General features: G+C 55.4%; 18 protein-coding genes and 1 pseudogene. 7 read left to right on the top strand and 12 right to left on the bottom strand.

The window, feature by feature from the left end; genetic code table 11:
- Positions 1-76: 76 nt before the first annotated feature.
- From ATO67_RS18885 to ATO67_RS18915, 7 genes and pseudogenes are all read right to left on the bottom strand, one after another.
- Positions 77-781, bottom strand: a pseudogene (locus ATO67_RS18885) (transposase); the annotation flags it as partial.
- Positions 782-1,064: 283 nt separating this feature from the next.
- Positions 1,065-1,871: an IclR family transcriptional regulator gene (locus ATO67_RS18890; RefSeq protein ID WP_067652842.1), complete on the bottom strand. Its 807-nt coding sequence runs from the start codon at positions 1,869-1,871 to the stop codon at positions 1,065-1,067.
- A 19-nt stretch (positions 1,872-1,890) separates the two neighbouring features.
- The gene (locus ATO67_RS18895) at positions 1,891-2,280 is read right to left on the bottom strand and encodes a RidA family protein (protein ID WP_067652844.1); all 390 of its coding nucleotides are present in this window, start codon (positions 2,278-2,280) and stop codon (positions 1,891-1,893) included.
- Positions 2,281-2,298: 18 nt separating this feature from the next.
- Positions 2,299-3,069 carry an amino acid ABC transporter ATP-binding protein gene (locus tag ATO67_RS18900; RefSeq protein WP_067652846.1) on the bottom strand — a complete coding sequence of 257 codons (771 nt, stop codon included), beginning with the start codon at positions 3,067-3,069 and terminating at the stop codon, positions 2,299-2,301.
- An 11-nt stretch (positions 3,070-3,080) separates the two neighbouring features.
- Positions 3,081-3,746: an amino acid ABC transporter permease gene (locus ATO67_RS18905; RefSeq protein WP_067652848.1), complete on the bottom strand. Its 666-nt coding sequence runs from the start codon at positions 3,744-3,746 to the stop codon at positions 3,081-3,083.
- A 4-nt stretch (positions 3,747-3,750) separates the two neighbouring features.
- Complete coding sequence (locus tag ATO67_RS18910; protein WP_067652850.1) at positions 3,751-4,413, bottom strand: amino acid ABC transporter permease; 663 nt, start codon at positions 4,411-4,413, stop codon at positions 3,751-3,753.
- Between the two features lie 72 nt (positions 4,414-4,485).
- Positions 4,486-5,325: a transporter substrate-binding protein gene (locus ATO67_RS18915; RefSeq protein ID WP_067652852.1), complete on the bottom strand. Its 840-nt coding sequence runs from the start codon at positions 5,323-5,325 to the stop codon at positions 4,486-4,488.
- A 183-nt stretch (positions 5,326-5,508) separates the two neighbouring features.
- On the opposite strand from ATO67_RS18915, the gene ATO67_RS18920 reads away from it, so the two are divergent.
- From ATO67_RS18920 to ATO67_RS18945, 6 genes are all read left to right on the top strand, one after another.
- Entirely contained in the window at positions 5,509-6,588 is a 1,080-nt protein-coding gene (locus ATO67_RS18920) for a D-TA family PLP-dependent enzyme (RefSeq protein WP_067652854.1), read from the top strand.
- Between the two features lie 176 nt (positions 6,589-6,764).
- Complete coding sequence (locus ATO67_RS18925) at positions 6,765-7,883, top strand: ROK family transcriptional regulator (RefSeq protein ID WP_067652855.1); 1,119 nt, start codon at positions 6,765-6,767, stop codon at positions 7,881-7,883.
- Positions 7,884-7,901: 18 nt separating this feature from the next.
- Complete coding sequence (locus ATO67_RS18930; RefSeq protein WP_067652857.1) at positions 7,902-8,666, top strand: ATP-binding cassette domain-containing protein; 765 nt, start codon at positions 7,902-7,904, stop codon at positions 8,664-8,666.
- Positions 8,667-8,705: 39 nt separating this feature from the next.
- On the top strand, positions 8,706-9,746 hold the full coding sequence (locus ATO67_RS18935; RefSeq protein WP_067652859.1) for a sugar ABC transporter substrate-binding protein: 1,041 nt from the start codon (positions 8,706-8,708) through the stop codon (positions 9,744-9,746).
- Positions 9,747-9,812: 66 nt separating this feature from the next.
- A complete protein-coding gene (locus ATO67_RS18940; protein ID WP_067652861.1) occupies positions 9,813-10,808 on the top strand; it encodes an ABC transporter permease in 996 nt (331 codons plus the stop codon).
- Entirely contained in the window at positions 10,805-11,575 is a 771-nt protein-coding gene (locus ATO67_RS18945; RefSeq protein WP_067652863.1) for an SDR family NAD(P)-dependent oxidoreductase, read from the top strand. Before ATO67_RS18940 ends, ATO67_RS18945 begins: the two co-directional genes overlap by 4 nt.
- Before the next feature lie 601 nt (positions 11,576-12,176).
- Here ATO67_RS18945 and ATO67_RS23310 read toward each other — a convergent pair.
- Complete coding sequence (locus ATO67_RS23310) at positions 12,177-12,332, bottom strand: hypothetical protein (RefSeq protein WP_173645951.1); 156 nt, start codon at positions 12,330-12,332, stop codon at positions 12,177-12,179.
- 293 nt (positions 12,333-12,625) lie between these two features.
- Here ATO67_RS23310 and ATO67_RS18955 point away from each other — a divergent pair, with 293 nt between their 5' ends.
- Positions 12,626-12,835, top strand: a complete 210-nt coding sequence (locus tag ATO67_RS18955; RefSeq protein WP_082760331.1) for a hypothetical protein — start codon at positions 12,626-12,628, stop codon at positions 12,833-12,835.
- Positions 12,836-12,929: 94 nt separating this feature from the next.
- Here ATO67_RS18955 and ATO67_RS18960 read toward each other — a convergent pair whose 3' ends face one another.
- The 4 genes from ATO67_RS18960 to ATO67_RS18975 all read right to left on the bottom strand — a co-directional run bounded on the left by ATO67_RS18960 (position 12,930) and on the right by ATO67_RS18975 (position 16,334).
- Positions 12,930-13,823, bottom strand: a complete 894-nt coding sequence (locus ATO67_RS18960) for a DMT family transporter (protein WP_067652866.1) — start codon at positions 13,821-13,823, stop codon at positions 12,930-12,932.
- Positions 13,824-14,169: 346 nt separating this feature from the next.
- Positions 14,170-14,496, bottom strand: a complete 327-nt coding sequence (locus ATO67_RS18965; RefSeq protein WP_067652868.1) for a hypothetical protein — start codon at positions 14,494-14,496, stop codon at positions 14,170-14,172.
- Positions 14,497-14,683: 187 nt separating this feature from the next.
- A complete protein-coding gene (locus tag ATO67_RS18970; protein WP_067652870.1) occupies positions 14,684-15,637 on the bottom strand; it encodes a nucleotidyltransferase and HEPN domain-containing protein in 954 nt (317 codons plus the stop codon).
- 73 nt (positions 15,638-15,710) lie between these two features.
- Complete coding sequence (locus tag ATO67_RS18975; protein WP_067652872.1) at positions 15,711-16,334, bottom strand: cytochrome b; 624 nt, start codon at positions 16,332-16,334, stop codon at positions 15,711-15,713.
- Positions 16,335-16,337: the final 3 nt, after the last annotated feature.

The raw sequence follows: 16,337 nt of genomic DNA on the forward strand, positions 1-16,337 counted from the left end.
AGATGGCTTCCCCTCGGCAGTTCATCAGAGCTAAATCAACCTAGCCGACCTGTCCGGTGAAATGGGGTGCACTCCACTCTTTAAGGGCGTCAATCAGCTGTGTCTTTTCCCGATTACTCAGGGTCTGGAGATCGACGCCCAGGCCTTTTTTTAGCAGTTCGTTGGCCTTCTTCAACAGATCATGCTCGAGTTGCAACTGACGGACATCGCGTTGGAGGACTTCGAGCTGTCGCTCAAGTTCCTCGCGTTCGGGCGCCGGCGCAGAGGTTTTGCGGCGTTTCATGGATGAAGGAGCCTCATGACCGAGTAACTGATTTCTCCAGTTGTACAACGTCGGCCTGCAGACGCCCAGCCGGTCGGCTACTCGTTGGGCACTTTCCTCTCCACTGCAAAGCTCCATGATACCAACCTGCTTCAAAGTCTCCGAATAGGCCGGACGCCACGATCGACCGACCATGGAAGCTCTCGCCTCTGGGAACGCTTCTCGACCCCATACGGTCAAGGTTCCTCGGCCGGGATAACCCAGTGCTCGCATTGTCGCAGAGATACAGCGATCGTGGGTCTGGTAATGCTCAAGCGCCGCCTGCTTCTGATCCTCGGAATATTTCGGCATTCGAACCGGATAGCAAACGCACAGATCAAAACGCTGCTCGTACTCACGGTACCAGCCCTTCAAAGCATTTTTGGTCGGATAACCCAACTGGCGAATGGTTGCCTTAACCCGCTTGCCAAGCCTGATGTAAAGCTCAACGGCTCGAAGTCTGTCTGCGTAGGAATACATGAACTACCTCCTGGTGGTCCAAGTTTTCGTCCGCATCCCCACGGGGTCAACATTCCAAGCCGATTGACAATTGGCATCTCGGACAAGCTCGCCAATGAAAACGTTGGTCAGGTTCATGTGAGAAAAATGCCGGACGCATTTGTTTTTTCCAAGGGTCGGCAAGCCCCCCCTACAACACGCCCGGCATGTTTTGCGGCTGGGTGACATCACAGGGCAAGGGGTTCGTTGCGACCCATGAAGAGATTTATGAAATTACGCTGTGACGCTCTATAATGACGTCAATTTACCTGATCCCCGCAAGTTTCGCTGGCTCGATGCGAAATCCCAGCTTTTCCGACACCTCATTTGCCGCGGTGAGCAAACTCGTCAGATAGCTGTTCCGATTTCGCAGGCCATCTTCACGGGGGGTAACGAGGCAGAGCGTTGCGATACAAGCGCCATCCGCCTGGTGGATCGGCACCGCAAAACAGTGCGTGAAGTTTTCGACTTCGCTGTTGAAGGTAAAGAAACCGTCCCGGCTGGCTTGGCGGACCTGGGCGATGAAGTCGGCAGGCTCCATCCGGCTTCCATTTGGCAGAATGAAGTCTTCTTGGGGAATGAGGCCGAGGATTTGCTGGTCACTCAGATGCGATACCAGAAGACGGCCGGATGCAGTCCAGACGATCGATACCAATTCACCGATATTGGAAGAAATGCGGAACGGGCGGCTGCCCTCCCGCATCATAGCGACCGTGTACTTCTTTCCTTCGAGGACGCACATCTGAGCGGTCTCTCTTGTTTCTTCGGCAAGATGCACGAGCATGCGTTCACACTCACGCATGAGATCAAACTGCTCGGCATATGCGGTTCCGAGGAAATAGAGGCGGCGACCGAGATTAACGCGGCCATCGCCTCCTTGGTAATCGAGCATGCCGTGGCTGAGCAGAAGATTGACGAGTTCATAGACCGAAGAGCGCGGTGCGCCGATTTCCGAGGCTATCTCATTGGGGCGCATGGACTGTCGTTTGACACGCAGAAATTCGAGAATTTCAAATGCGCGATCCAGTCCCCGAGTGCGTCGCGACGCCGTTTCGCCTACAGTCTCTGCCATGCCACTCTCCAAATCGATGTCACCCGCGATCAGCCCGATAGGCGACGCAATCGACCTCCACTTTGCAATCGACCATCATACGTGACTGAACACAAGCGCGTCCTGGCGGGTTTTCGCCGAAGTATTCCGCATAGACGCCGTTGAAGCTCCAGAAATCCCGGGGATCATCGAGCCACACACCAACGCGGACCACATCTTCGATGCCGTAACCGGCTTCATGAAGGATGGCAATGAGGTTTTCGATGGCTTTCCGGGTTTCCGAAACGATGCCACCGAGAACGATTTCGCCGTTCTCCATCGGCACCTGACCAGACACATAAAGCCAGCCACCAGCTTCAACGGCCCGCGCAAAAGGAAGCGGCTGTCCACCCGCACCAGTTTCACCAGCACCGTAACGTTTGATCGTCATAATATTCTCTCTTTTCTTTTAGTTGAAGCTGGACGTTTTAAGAAATTCAGCAAGCCGCTCAGTCTTCGGCCTGACGAACATCTCTTTCGGGTCGCCCTCCTCGCAGATGACGCCCTGATTCATAAAGATCACCCGGCTGGAAACTTCATAGGCAAACCGCATTTCGTGGGTAACGAGCAGCATGCTCATACCATCGGCGGCAAGACCTTTTATGACCTGCAGCACTTCACCAACCAACTCCGGGTCCAGGGCTGATGTCACCTCGTCGAAGAGCATCAGTTGCGGTGCCATGGCAATAGCACGCGCAATTGCGACGCGCTGCTGCTGACCACCGGATAGTTGCCCGGGATAATGACCGCCACGTGTCGCAAGCCCTACGCGGTCCAACCACTTTTCGCCGATGATACCTGCCTCATCGCGGCTCATCTTTTTGACCTTTATGAGGCCAAGCATGACGTTTTGAAGTGCCGTCAAATGCGGGAACAAATTGAACTGCTGGAAAGCCATGCCGGTCATTGCCCGCTGGCGAGCAATTTCCTTCTCGCCCTTGCGCACACGCTTTGCACCGTTTTGTTCATATCCGATCTCTTCACCAGCGAGCCTGATCTGCCCACCTTGAAACTCTTCCAGCATGTTGATGCAGCGAAGCATCGTCGTCTTGCCGGATCCGGAAGAGCCAATGATGGAGATCACGTCTCCCTTGTGCATGGTGCAGTCGATGCCTTTCAGCACCTCAAGAGTGCCGTACCGTTTGCGTAAATCGCTGATTTCGAGAAGTACATTGCTCATGACAATCGGCCTTAGGACGCGACAGTGGTCTTGCGTTCGACATATTTGCCGAAGCGCTCGATGCTGTAGTTGATAACGAAGTAGAGAAGACCCGCGAAAAAATAGAACTGCAGGCTCATGAAGTTGCGCGAAATGATTTCCTGCGTACGAAGCAGAAGCTCAGCGACGCCAATAACGGAAAGGAGCGTGGAAGCCTTGACCATCTCAGCAGCGGTGTTGACCCAGGCCGGGAGGAATTGACGCAACGCTTGGGGCCAAAGGACATAGGCAAATGTCTGGCCGAATGTCAGGCCAATGGCCTTGGCGGCCTCGGTTTGGCCTTTCGGCACCGCTTGAAGGCCGCCGCGAACAATTTCTCCGACATGCGACGAGCAAAAAATGGCAAGCGCCAGAACACCTGCCTGGAAAGGCCCGAGCTCTATACCAATGCCGGAAAGCATGTAGTAACTCGCCAGAATCAGGACGAGAACCGGCGTGCCACGAACGACATCGGTGTAAACCCGCACAATGAAACGTAGCAGGCGGTTGCCGTAAACCAGCGACAGACCAACGAAAACTCCGAGAATTGAGCCAGCGACGATCGACAGTAACGAAATCGATACAGTCACACCCAGCCCTTTCAGGATGACGTTTCGGGCCAGCCATATCTGGTCAAAGAATGCGTAAAAACTGTTCATGGCACTACCTTGGAACCATCAGGCGTCGCTCGGCCACACGCATCAGTGCGGCGAGGACGGAGCAAGTGGCGACGTAAAGACCAGATACGACGATCCATGTCTCGATGACCCGGAACGTTTCGACGTTAATCTTGCGCGCCTCGAATGTAAGCTCCGGCACCGCGATTGCGGCGGCCAGAGACGTATCCTTGAATAGCGAGATCACCGTGGAAGAAAGCGAGGGGAGCACATTTCGAAACATCAGAGGTGCGATGATGGATGTCCGGATCTGCATCGGTGTCAGACCAATGGCGAGGCCCGCTTCCGTCAATCCCTTGGGGATGGAGAGCAGGCCAGCGCGAAAGACTTCCGCCAGATAAGCCCCCGAATAGATCGCGAGTACCGCCACGAAACTCTGAATCTTGCCGAGCCTCAAGCCAAGTTGAGGCAGAGCAAAATAAGCAAAAAGCACCAACACTAGAATTGGCAGGTTGCGGATGATCGTGACATAGATCGCAGCAGGCGCCTTTATCCATCGACTTTTTGAAACAAGAGCAAATGCGACCAGCAAGCCGATGAGAGCCCCGATCAGGATCGAACCGAAAGCCAGACCCAGGCTGATCAGCAATCCTTCCAGAAGCTGATCAAAGCTGCGCCACACGGCCGCAAAGTTGAGCGAGTAGCCCATTGAAACGTCCTGCACTAGGATAGGAAGAGGACAAAGGGGAAGCCCCTTTGTCCCGATGATAAGCGAACAGACTTACTTGTATTCGACTGGAAAACCGATTTGTGGCGGTGGCAGGTCCTTGCCAAACCAAGTCTTGTAGGACTTGGCGTAGAAATCAAACTCCACGCCGGTCATGGCTTCATGCAGCGCAGTGTTGACAAAGTTCAGCCAGTCCTGGTCTCCACGCTTGACGCCGCAGGCATAGGTTTGCGGGTTCCAGCCGTAACCGGCATCTTTATAGCGGCCCTGATTTTGCGTCATGTACCAAGCGAGAGACGACTGGTCGGTTGCAGCCGCATCAGAACGACCGGATTCCAGCGCCTGATAAATCAGGTCAACAGAATCGTACTGATCGACCGTTGCATCCGGCAGGGCAGCATGAACCATAGCTTCAGCATAGACGTTCTGAAGCACGGAAATTGTGACGGATGAACCTGCGGCCTTCAGTGCGGCATAGTCGGCATATTTGCCATCCGCCTTCAGCATAAGTCCCACGCCTTCGCGGTAGTAAGGAATCGTAAACGCGATCTGCTGCGCGCGTTCACCGGTCACGGTCATGAACTGGCAGGTGATATCGACCTTATTCGTGGTGATGTTCGGAATACGGGCGTCAGACGATTGATTGACGTATTCGATTTTGTCCGCATCGCCAAACAAAGCTTTTGCGACGATGCGCCCCATGTCGACATCGAAACCTTGCAGCTTGTCATCGGCGCTTTTGAAGTGCCATGGCGCATTGGTGCTACCGGTGCCAAGCACGAGGTGGCCACGAGCAAGGACCTCATCAAGCTTACTGCCGTCAGCAAGAACAGGCGTGGAAAGAAAGGTAGCGGCGATCAGCGACATGACGCCAGCACGGAAGGAAATGGTCATTGCGTTCCCCTGAGAATTGAGCGCTTATTATTTAATCCAATATACTGGACATCCGTCCGTTTTATCGGATTGACATATCAAGTCTTATAGATGAAGACTTGTCAATAGCCACCGCTCAAAATTGGTGCAGCGCCACAGAGGTGGTGATTTCTTTTGCAATGCATCACTCCTGTTGAGGTTAAAATGCCTTTTACGCCTAAAGAACTGGCCGCCATCAGCACCCCCGCCGTGCTCATCGATCTCGATATTGCCAATCGCAACGTTGAGAGGTTTCAGAGGTATGCAGATGCCCATGAATTGAACGTGCGCCCACACATCAAGACGCATAAGCTTCCGGAGGTTGCGCAGATGCAACTGAGCGCAGGTGCCATTGGCATCACCTGCCAAAAAGTTTCGGAAGCCGAAGCCATGGTCTCGGGCAACTCGAAGATTGATGATGTTCTCATCACCTACAACATCGTTGGTGAGGACAAACTCGAAAGCTTGAGAGAGCTTGCGAAACGCATCACACTTTCGGTCGTGGCCGATAGTAAAACCGTAGTGGATGGGTTATCGCAGACGTTTAACAAAGAGCCGCAACCTCTTACTGTGCTTGTGGAATCCGATACTGGGGCACAACGCTGTGGCGTGCTTAGCCCAGACGCTGCACAAGATTTGGCAACGTATATCGATGCAGCACCCGGCCTGCTCTTTGGTGGCCTTATGACCTATCCGCCAGCGGGGCAAGAGGCCTCGGTGGAGGCTTTCATGAAAGAAGCCAAAACCCGTATCGAGGCCCGCGGCATTCCAGTTCCAGTGGTCACGTCAGGAGGCACTCCCTCCATGATGCACGCGGCAGAAGCTGTTGTGACAACCGAATATCGTCCGGGAACTTACGTCTATAACGACCGATCCTTGGTCGCACGGGGCGCCTGTGAATGGGATGATTGCGCGTTGAATGTCCTCGCCACGGTGGTCTCTGTCCCGACACCGAACCGTGCGATTATCGATGCCGGCTCCAAAGCCCTGACCTCCGATCTTCTTGGCCTTACAGGCTACGGCCATGTGGTTGGACGTGATGACATCACAATAGATCAGCTCTCTGAAGAGCACGGACGCCTGATCAGCGCCGAGCCGATTGGCCTCGTCGTTGGCGACAGAATCAGGATCGTGCCGAACCACGCCTGTGTCGTCACGAACCTAGTCGATACCGTTATCGTCAAAGGCCATGGCCGAGCCGTGCCGGAAACGTTGCCAGTCACAGCGCGCGGAAAGATCATCTAATCATAGGAAGAGAAGCGATCACTTTCGGCAACTGACGTGAGGCCATTGTGATCGCCCATGCCGGAACTCGAAAATCGATAACTCAATGAGCGGACGAGAGGTCTGGATTTTTTTTGAAAACCATTTGACTAAATAAAAACCCAGTGTCACTCTCCTGTCATTCGGGGGCTTCTGACATGGCATTGCGTGGCACCAATCAAGAATCGGGAAGGCCGTATAATCGACGGATCGTGCTGGAATCGATCCGGTTACGTGGGCCAACGACACGGAGCGACATTGCCGACAGAGTTGGCCTGACCGTACAGACCGTCTCCACCATCGTTCGTGAACTGGAAGAGCACGACCTCATCCTCTCGGTGAAAGAGGAGCCAAAAGGACGTGGTATTCCACCCTCGACGCTCACCATAAATCCCGACGGCGGCCTTGCCGTTGGTATCCACCTCACTCCGCTGTTCATCGAGGCTGCGCTCGTCAATCTTCTGGGCGACGTCGTTGAAAGTCGCCATCGTCATGCGACAAAACCGACGCCGGACGAGGCCTTTGCGCTGATCGGCGAAATGGTGGCGGAGCTCAAAGCAGATATGCGCGGCGGCAGACTACTGGGTGCGGGTCTTGCCCTTCCCGGTCCGTTCGACGTGGAATCCATGAGCTTCGTTGGCCCCACAACGATGACCGGGTGGAAGAATGTCGATATTCGTCAGCGCCTTGCCGACGCGACGGGTCTGCCATCCTTCATCGAGAATGATATGGCCGCAGCAGCACTTGGTGAGCAGCTTTACGGTCTGGGGCAACAGCTTTCGGATTATTATTACCTGTTTTTTAGTGTCGGCCTTGGTGGCGCCATGATGCATGACGGCTTGGTCATGCGCGGAGCCTGGGGCAATGCGGGTGAAATCGGCCACATTCCCGCCGTGCCGGACGGTGAGCCATGTCCCTGCGGCAACCACGGGTGCCTCGAACGGTACCTTTCTCTGGATGCCTTCAATAGGCGGGGTCTGCCCGAAGCAGACTGGGTTCGCGAGATCGCGCCGATCTTCCGCAATGCGATCCGGACCATCGAAAACCTGTTCGACCCCGAGACCGTTGTTCTCGGTGGTTTAGCGCCACAACCGCTGATCGACCAGCTGGTAACGCTGGTCGAAGGCCTTAACAATTCCGTGTCTGTCCGCCCGAACCGCTCCTACCCACGCGTCGTCATCGCCAGTGATTGCCAACACTCCGCACTTCGCGGTGCTGCGGCACTTGCTGTCTTTGGCGCGCTGTCACCACGATACGGCCAAATGTTCGAAACTTGAAAAACAGGGGAATGCCGAATGACTGAGAAGCTGCTTGTTCTCGACAATATTCGCATGAGCTTCGGAGCGATCGAAGCCCTCAAGGGCATCAGTTTCTCGATTGGCAAAGGCGAGGTCGTGGCGCTTCTCGGTGACAACGGTGCGGGGAAATCGACGCTGGTGAAGATCATTTCCGGTGGCCTTAAGCCAACCTCCGGTCGGATGCTGTTCGAAGGCAAAGAGTATAACGCGACGACACCGGCACAGGCCAAGGCGGCCGGCATCGAAACCGTCTACCAGGACCTGTCGCTCTGCACCAATGTCGATGTTGTCGGCAACTTCTTCATGGGCCGCGAGATCACTCGCAAGATCGCGGGAATACCCTTTCTCGACGAGCGCGCGATGGAAGAGATTACCACCAAGGCGCTGACGAGTGCCGGCACCCGCATTCCCTCCATGCGTACCAAGGTGGAGCATCTGTCCGGCGGCCAGAGACAGGCCATCGAGCTCAATCGCTTTGTGCATTGGGGCGGCAAGCTTGTTTTGCTGGATGAACCCTTTGCAGCCCTTGGCGTAGAACAGACCCGGCGCGGGCTGGATATGATCCGCCACGTGGCCAACCAGGGCATCGGCGTCGTCATCATAACGCATATCATGCAGCAAGCCTTTCAAGTCGCAGATCGCATCGTTGTCATCCGCCACGGCGTTGTCGCAGGGGATGTCGCGCGCGACAATACAAGCCCGGATGCAGTGATCGAAATGATCACAGGGCAAACACTCACCGGTGCCGGACCGGTGGGATAATAATGAAAAGGGGTCCGGCTCAAACTGGAGAGAACGATCATGAAGCGAATAGGATTATTTTTGCTGAGCGTATTGGTGCTCGGCCTGTCCATGCTCACGACTGCAAACGCTCAAAGTAAAGGGACAGTCTATTATCTCGTCCCCACCTTGCTCGATGAATTCCAGACCGGGTCCGTCAGCGCACTGGAACTGTTTCTAAAACAGACCGGTTACGAGATGAAAACGCTCAATGCCGACAACAAGACCGACGCCCAGCAATCACAGATGAACGACGTCATTGCACTGAAACCTGCGGCCATCATTCTTGCTGCCGTCGATTTCAATGCGCTGAAGCCCTCCATCGAAGCAGCACGGGCTGCCGGTATTCCGGTTGCCGAATTCGACCGTCAGATCACATCGACCAAATCCGACTTCACCTCCGTCGCCGGTACCATAGAGATCGGCCATGTGGCGGGCGACCAGGCGCAGGCGATGCTGAAAGCCAAAAACGGTGACGTGAAGGGCAAAATCCTTCAGGTGCTCGGCGATCCCGGCGATCCCTATACCCTCGACATCCAGAAGGGCTTCGAGGAGAAAATGAAGGCCTTCCCGGATGTCACCATAATCTCGGTGCCAGCTCTAATGTGGGAAGCCAGCAATGCAGGTACAATCGTCTCCGACCAGATGCTGGCCAATCCCGATATCGACCTGATTTTCCTGCATGCTGCCCACCTGTCGGTGGCAGCGGTTGCCTCCCTTGAAGCGGCTGGTAAAAAGCCGGGCGACGTGATGATGATGAGTTCCAACGGCGCGCCCGTCGGGCTCGACCTTATCCGTAAGGGCTGGCTGAATGCCGAAGTCGAACAACCGCTCTATGCGCAGGCAGCCGCTATTGCCATGTTCATGGACAAGATCGTCGGCAAGCAGGAAATTAAGGCTGGAGACTATGATGTGCTTGGTCTCAAGGGCGTCGTTACAGGCGAAACCTGGGGTCCCAACATCAAGATCCCTGGCTCCGCGATTACCAAGGAGAATGTCGACAACCCAGCCTTCTGGGGTAACCTGAAGCCGCCGACATCGAAAATCGAATCCGTCAAGTAAAGATGGATTTTCCGTCCGGGGTCTGCGGACCCCGGCCTCCTCCCCCTCCCATCTCGGATTGGCCGTATGACGCCTCGTACCCGCACAACTCTTGAATTCGTGCTGGACAATCTTGTCTGGTTCATGCTCATCCTCGTGCTTGCCCTGTTTTCGGCGCTGATCCCGAATTATTTTCAGCTCGGCATTTTCACCAACATCATCGAAGCTTCGAGCGTACTCGGCGTGATGTCGATCGGGCTGGCACTGGTCATCATCACTGGCCATATGGACCTGTCCGTGGAGTCGGTGGCGGCTCTGTCTGCCATGGCCGTCGGTATCCTTTTTTGCTCGGCTGGCATCGGGCTTGGCATCAAGCTGTCGCCGGAGTGGCTGATGGTTCCGGTCTCCCTGCTGATTGCGTGTGCCATTGGGGCGCTGATCGGTTTTCTCAACGGTGTCCTCATCGTCAAGCTGAAGATGAGCGCCTTCATCATCACCCTCGCCTCTTTCATATGGGTGCGCGGTATCGTGCTGGCCGTCTCCGGCGGCAGGTCCGCGCAGGATCTCGCACCCTCCATCCGGGTGTTCGCCATAGAACGCTTCCTCGGCATTCCGCTTTCCGCCTGGATCGCGATTGCCTGCTTCGTCGTCTTTTCGGTTCTCATGTCGAAGACGCCGTTCGGGCGGCATCTCGTGATGATCGGCGGCAATGAAACGGCGACGTTCCGGGCCGGCATCCGCGTCACCCGCAACCTTATCCTTGCCTTCGTTATGGCTGGTGCCATCGCCGGTCTTGCGGGCTGGCTGCTTGCAATACGTACCTCGGGCGCAACGGCTAATCTGGGCGTAGGGCTGCTGTTCAATGCTTTTGCCGCCGTCGTCATCGGCGGTGTCAGTCTTAAAGGTGGCGTCGGGTCACTTCCGGGTGTCTATGCAGGCGTACTGCTGCTCTCCTCCATCAATACGGCCATCAATCTGATGGGCCTCCCCGCAAATTACACCCAGGTCATCCATGGCTTTCTGGTGCTTGCGGCCGTTCTTCTCGATACCTTCAAACAAAAACTCCGCCAGAGGCTCGCATGACAGACCGACTGAAAGACAAAGCGGCGCTGGTCATTGGTGCGTCCCGCGGTATCGGCAAGGCGATTGCATTGCGCTTCCGTGAAGAAGGTGCAAGCGTTGTCGTTTCGGATTTCGAAACCGAGGAAGGCAGGGCAACAGCGGACGAACTCGGTGCGGATTTCATCCAGACCGACATTTCCAAGTTGGACGACGCAATTGCTGCGGTCTCTCACACGCTGGAACGTTATGGCAGGCTCGATATCATTGTACAGAATGCCGGTATTTATCCCTGGCAACTGATCGAGAACACCAGTCCCGACGACTGGGACCGGGTGATGGCCGTCAACCTGCGGGGTTGCTTCAATGCTGCAAGAGCGGCGTTGACACCGATGAAGGCGCAAGGATCGGGACGCATTCTCTTCACCTCTTCCATCACCGGTCCACATGTCACGAGCCCTGGCCATGGCCACTATGCCGCAACGAAGGCGGGCATCAACGGCTTTATCCGTTCCGCGGCGCTGGAGTTTTCGTCTTACGGAATCACCGTCAACGGCGTCGAACCGGGCAACATCCTGACTGAAGCCATGCAGCTTCATCGCAGTCCAGCATTCATCAAAAACATGGAAAACTCCGTTCCACTTGGCCGGCTGGGTTCACCCCGGGATGTGGCCAATGCTTTCCTTTTCCTGGCCTCGGACGAAGCGGCCTATATTACCGGCACCACAATCGTCGTTGATGGCGGCCAGTTGCTGCCGGAAGGTGCCGATTTTCGTGTCCTGCCACCCTGAAATCTTCGGACGGAGACCTGCGTCGAGCAACCTCCAGCCACTCTCTCAAGCGCTCGATCGAGGGTATTCTTTCGGGTCCACTCTTCGCAAGGAAACCGCAGCCTTAACCAAGTCTGCCAAGCAATAACCAGCGCCCCATGAAATTGTTCAAGACTCTCAATGAAGCCTATATGAATGCTTGATATTCCGCTGAGTATGGTGACGAAACAAGCGCCTGGATGGCGATCGTTCACACCAAGGCCCTCCATCAAGCGGCACGGGGATGTACTTCGCCATTAAATGGTAACACGATCAAGCGAAGAAGGAGAAGGAAACAGCGGATGGTTAGCGCCCATTGCCCAGCCAGCGGACCTCTAACACTCAATGCGCCCTCGACGCTATCTTGCCGATGATATCGGCTTGGCTCATTCATTAGACGAGATGTAAGCCTTAACTCACTGCAAAGATCGTAAATACTGAACCTGCATACTACGTGCAAAGGATGACGTGTTGTGGCCATTTTTAAACAATCAGCGGGTAAACGCCGTCGCCATGTGACCCTAAACACGCTGGTCTCAACGCAACGAAAGAGCCGACTTTTCTGAGCCGTTCAATATCGGCTTCATTTCTCTCGCTGCGGACACCGCTTCATCATTTTCTCAATCGATGCACCGTCACCACCGAAACGATCCAGAACCTCGATGGCTTTTGGTAAACTCAGCGCATAGATTTCCTGAAGCTTCTCTACCGTATACTGCTTGCTCTTCTTCTGGCTCATTTCGCATTCTCCTTACCGCATACAAATGCGATCGATCAGCGATGCGTTCCGGCCACACGCCCTGTCAAATTTAACCCGCAATCTTTGGGCTGGCGTCAACAGTCTCAGTGACTGAACATCTTTTACAGCCATAGCAAAGAGCACTGACTTGACGAGTGAGGCGATATTAAACACGCGCCGCGGCAATTCGAGCATCAGATCCTTGGCGATCCCTTGACTCCCTGCATCGTAAGAACATAATAGGAACATCCGTCAGAAATGCGGGCTCCATCGATCAACGCGAACAGTCAGAAATGGAACGTAAACTCATGCGTCACAGGCTCAATGAGGCCGATGTTGCCGACTATATTCTAGATTACCACAACGGCGATGCGAAGGCCGCGATCAAGGCGATGCAAGACGAGATCGAACATCTGCAACACCAGTTGAGCCTCGCTGTTGTTGCGATGGGTCGGGGCTATACCAGGGGTTGGGCTCCCGGCGAGACGCGTGATGGTCAATGAGGCCTTGCCAGCGCTGTAGCCGCCTGCTTGCCTGGCTCTGGCTGTGTTCTGTTGTCGACAGCGAAGCGGCAAAGCAGCAGGACTGAAGACTGGATCAACCAATCCGCTCCTTCGCAATTTTCATGCTTCGACGTTCCCAACTCACAAGCACAAGGCTCGCCGCGACGATGAGGATTGCGCCGATGAAGACGTTTATTGCCGGTACTTCCGTCCAGATGACGTAACCATAGATGAAGGCCCAGATCAGGCCGGTATATTCCACCGGCGCGAGTGAGGATGCGGGCGCGTATCTGAACCCTTCATAGAGAAGATATTGCCCGATTGTTGAGACGAGCCCGACCCCGATCATGAGAAGCCAGCCCTGCGCATCCGGGTTTTTCCAGAGCCAGGGCAAGGACAGTGCGCAGGCGATGCCGAACAATGCGCTGGTGGCATACATCTGCGTCAATGTCGTTTCGCTTCTGCTGACGAGGCGAATGAGAATGGTGCTCCACGCCCAGCAGAAGCCCGCGATGATGCAGAGTGTTGCGGGGAGCCAGTTTGGGGAGTTGGCTGGATTGGCAGCTATGACGACACCGACGAAACCAACCGCACAGGCTATCCAGCGACCTGCGCCGACTTTCTCCTTCAGCACGAAGATGGAGAGCACCATGACCATGATGGGTGCGGAGAAATAGAGCGTGGTGAGTTCCGCCAACCCCAGATATCGCGCGGAGCTGTAGAACAGCATCCATGCGGTGAGCATGAGTGCGGCGCGAATAACGACGGTGCCGCGATATTTGCTCTTGAGGATGGATGGGTGGCGGTAGCGATATGCCAGTAGGCCGGTAATCAGAACGATGACGGCGCTTCGCACAAAGAGGATTTGCGGAACCTCGTAGCTTTCGACAAGCCATTTGACGAGCGCATCCTGAAGAGCAAAACAGGAGTAGCCCATGGCCGCCAGCCCGATGCCGAAAAGCGGCCTTGCTTCCAATGATCCTGCCATGCACTTCACCATGATACTGCTGATGATCTGTACTAGCCGAGTCCCTTGTTACGATCTATCAAATTACGGCAGCGTATTTCGGAACGTTCGGTTGATGAGCTGGTCAAGGCAATCAGAGTTCAGGAGCTGATGTCGCGGCTTTGCCAGACAATCGACGTCAAGATCCTAGTGTCCTCACATCGAAGGGCAATGGCCCTGAATTTGAATTGATTCCCAGTGGCGAGACGTAAACGGGTTTCGAATCGAAGAGGGTGCTGAAAACAGTAGGGCGGGCGTCTATCTCGCAAATAGATCACCCAACCGGAACCCTATCGGATACCTAGCACACCTGCCCCAGAGGCAATTACTACGAGACGTCGCGGTTTCCGACCAGGGATACCCTTGTCCCGCTATCGAGAACAATGTGCAGGTCCCGGATCATACCAGCAGCCAGAAGAAACGTATCACGAACCTGATTGTCATCGCGCCAGCCCCGCTCGACCGAAAGAGCAGTTGTGTGAATATCAAGAACGATATCGCGGCCGGGGCCTGCGGGCAGGCCCACAGCCTCTCGCAAATCCGCGATCGTCGCGACGGCACGCTCCAGCATCCGGCGCTTCTGGAACGCATCGAGGCGCTCCATGCGATTGGCATCTCGAACAAGTTTGCCAATAAAATCCGTTGTCAGGCTCATCCCTAAAAAATGCCGCACGCCTGCGTTTTTTCAAGTCCAGACATCGGAAAAAACATCAAAGCACGCGGTTTCGATTGGTCTGTGATCCAACGGCATCATCGGACAACGCCGATCTATCGTCCAAGGCCATGAACGGCCCCAAACATCACCCCGTCACTGTCTTGAGAGCAAGACGCCAAGAGCAGGACTAGCCACCCGTTTGAGACGCTTTTTCATTCGCATTCTCTGCGAGTTTTGTCAGGTGCTCTTCGCAAACCTGTTTGACCCGTTCAAGCAGATGCGCGGTCCGTTCCCCGAGCCAGACAAGCGCCTCTTCGCTGATCTCGAAATGCTTCGAATACCTTGCCTTCACATAGGCCTCGTTGATCGTGTTGAACCAGGCCCGCTCGCGGTGTTGGTCGCGCGGAAAGGCTTCCACCAAGCGAAGATCCTGCTCCTCAGCCATCGAGCGCAAAAACTTGATGTTGTGCGATGGCGGCCCGTAATTAGTCAGAGTGAGCAGAACGCAGGAGTAAGCCTGTTCCAAAGACTGGTGCAAGCTGAACGCCGCTAAGTTTTTCCACACATCATCACCATCCTTCCACATGCCCCATTGAAGGCCCGCAGTCATGTGGAACGCGTTAGCCTCAGCGTACCGCTGAGCAAAATGCTCCCGCGCCACCCGCAGCCGTGCCTCTGCGGTCAGCGGCTTGGGCTCCACCAGGGGTTCATCATCCAGTTCGTAAAGAACGATCCCGTCTCTGCGGATATCCGAGAAGAAGTAATGGCCTTCCTTCAACTGCGTGTTCACCTCGCGCAGCGAGTGCACGATGAACTGTGCCGGCGTTTCGATAAAACTATCCCGGATCAAACGGTCGGCGGCCTTGTACCAATATTCGGCAAAGTCGGTCAGCTTGCGATTGTTGACGATGACGAGCAGATCAAAGTCAGAGCGATACCCCTTCATCGTGTGCGGCTCGTCGACAAACGTACCGCGGGCGTAAGAACCGAACAGGATGATTTTCAGAATGCGTCCGCGCTTTTTGAAGTCGGCTGTTCCCTCGCCCAGCGCATCCTCGAATTCCTCGTGCAGGATTTCCAGCGCACGGGCGAGTTCACGTTGCTTGCGCGGCGGGATATGATCGAGGGAAGACTTCATCATGGTAGCACGTTCTTGTTCGCTGGCGGTATCGGCGTCGACTCTCTTAAAGCTGGTCCGCAAAACCTGACACAGTTCAACCGAAACAACAACTGCAGGAAAGGCCCCTAGGCCGTTGACACACATTGCACAAAGGCACTCGGCGGAGTTGACCAGCCTTCGTCTGCGACGCTGCTTTCAGGTCTCGTCCGGCTGGCCTGCCCGTCATTGCTTCCTCATCAGTCGTGGCTGTGCCCAGCCTTCCCGCCATCCGTCCCAGCGTTTGGTCATTCAACGCAAACCGGTGAACGAGCGCCATGGTGACGTGGCCTGCGATCAGAACCGACAGGCCCCATGCCAACAGACTGTGAAGACGATCGGCCGGTGCCATCATCCATGACACCTCCACCCCGCTTGCCGGGATCCACGGCTCCCACCCCTTGCCGCTGCCATAGGCCCGCAACAGCGCCAGGGCCGGAATGCCAAACATCAGAAGATAGAGGCTGGCGTGAACAACAACGGCCGCATGACCGGCAATGGTTGTCGATTGCACCGGGCGACGGTTGCGATTGACGGTCCACCAGATGGCGCGAATGACGACAAGCACGATGACCAAAAGGCCAACGGTGCCATGGCCGGGTCCAAGCGACGTGACCGTCCTGACCCACTCCCTATCCCCGAACAATCGCCACGTCAGGATGACGACAAACTGCCAGATCAAAAG

Source organism: Agrobacterium bohemicum (assembly GCF_001562555.1).
In the GTDB taxonomy this organism is placed as follows: Bacteria; Pseudomonadota; Alphaproteobacteria; order Rhizobiales; family Rhizobiaceae; genus Agrobacterium; species Agrobacterium bohemicum.

What these genes read in the sequence shown, in the direction of transcription:
- ATO67_RS18890 (WP_067652842.1), bottom strand. Translation starts at nt 1,871, where the DNA reads ATGGCAGAGACTGTAGGCGAAACGGCGTCGCGACGCACTCGGGGACTG.
- ATO67_RS18895 (WP_067652844.1), bottom strand. Translation starts at nt 2,280, where the DNA reads ATGACGATCAAACGTTACGGTGCTGGTGAAACTGGTGCGGGTGGACAG.
- ATO67_RS18900 (WP_067652846.1), bottom strand. Translation starts at nt 3,069, where the DNA reads ATGAGCAATGTACTTCTCGAAATCAGCGATTTACGCAAACGGTACGGC.
- ATO67_RS18905 (WP_067652848.1), bottom strand. Translation starts at nt 3,746, where the DNA reads ATGAACAGTTTTTACGCATTCTTTGACCAGATATGGCTGGCCCGAAAC.
- ATO67_RS18910 (WP_067652850.1), bottom strand. Translation starts at nt 4,413, where the DNA reads ATGGGCTACTCGCTCAACTTTGCGGCCGTGTGGCGCAGCTTTGATCAG.
- ATO67_RS18915 (WP_067652852.1), bottom strand. Translation starts at nt 5,325, where the DNA reads ATGACCATTTCCTTCCGTGCTGGCGTCATGTCGCTGATCGCCGCTACC.
- ATO67_RS18920 (WP_067652854.1), top strand. Translation starts at nt 5,509, where the DNA reads ATGCCTTTTACGCCTAAAGAACTGGCCGCCATCAGCACCCCCGCCGTG.
- ATO67_RS18925 (WP_067652855.1), top strand. Translation starts at nt 6,765, where the DNA reads ATGGCATTGCGTGGCACCAATCAAGAATCGGGAAGGCCGTATAATCGA.
- ATO67_RS18930 (WP_067652857.1), top strand. Translation starts at nt 7,902, where the DNA reads ATGACTGAGAAGCTGCTTGTTCTCGACAATATTCGCATGAGCTTCGGA.
- ATO67_RS18935 (WP_067652859.1), top strand. Translation starts at nt 8,706, where the DNA reads ATGAAGCGAATAGGATTATTTTTGCTGAGCGTATTGGTGCTCGGCCTG.
- ATO67_RS18940 (WP_067652861.1), top strand. Translation starts at nt 9,813, where the DNA reads ATGACGCCTCGTACCCGCACAACTCTTGAATTCGTGCTGGACAATCTT.
- ATO67_RS18945 (WP_067652863.1), top strand. Translation starts at nt 10,805, where the DNA reads ATGACAGACCGACTGAAAGACAAAGCGGCGCTGGTCATTGGTGCGTCC.
- ATO67_RS23310 (WP_173645951.1), bottom strand. Translation starts at nt 12,332, where the DNA reads ATGAGCCAGAAGAAGAGCAAGCAGTATACGGTAGAGAAGCTTCAGGAA.
- ATO67_RS18955 (WP_082760331.1), top strand. Translation starts at nt 12,626, where the DNA reads ATGGAACGTAAACTCATGCGTCACAGGCTCAATGAGGCCGATGTTGCC.
- ATO67_RS18960 (WP_067652866.1), bottom strand. Translation starts at nt 13,823, where the DNA reads ATGGCAGGATCATTGGAAGCAAGGCCGCTTTTCGGCATCGGGCTGGCG.
- ATO67_RS18965 (WP_067652868.1), bottom strand. Translation starts at nt 14,496, where the DNA reads ATGAGCCTGACAACGGATTTTATTGGCAAACTTGTTCGAGATGCCAAT.
- ATO67_RS18970 (WP_067652870.1), bottom strand. Translation starts at nt 15,637, where the DNA reads ATGATGAAGTCTTCCCTCGATCATATCCCGCCGCGCAAGCAACGTGAA.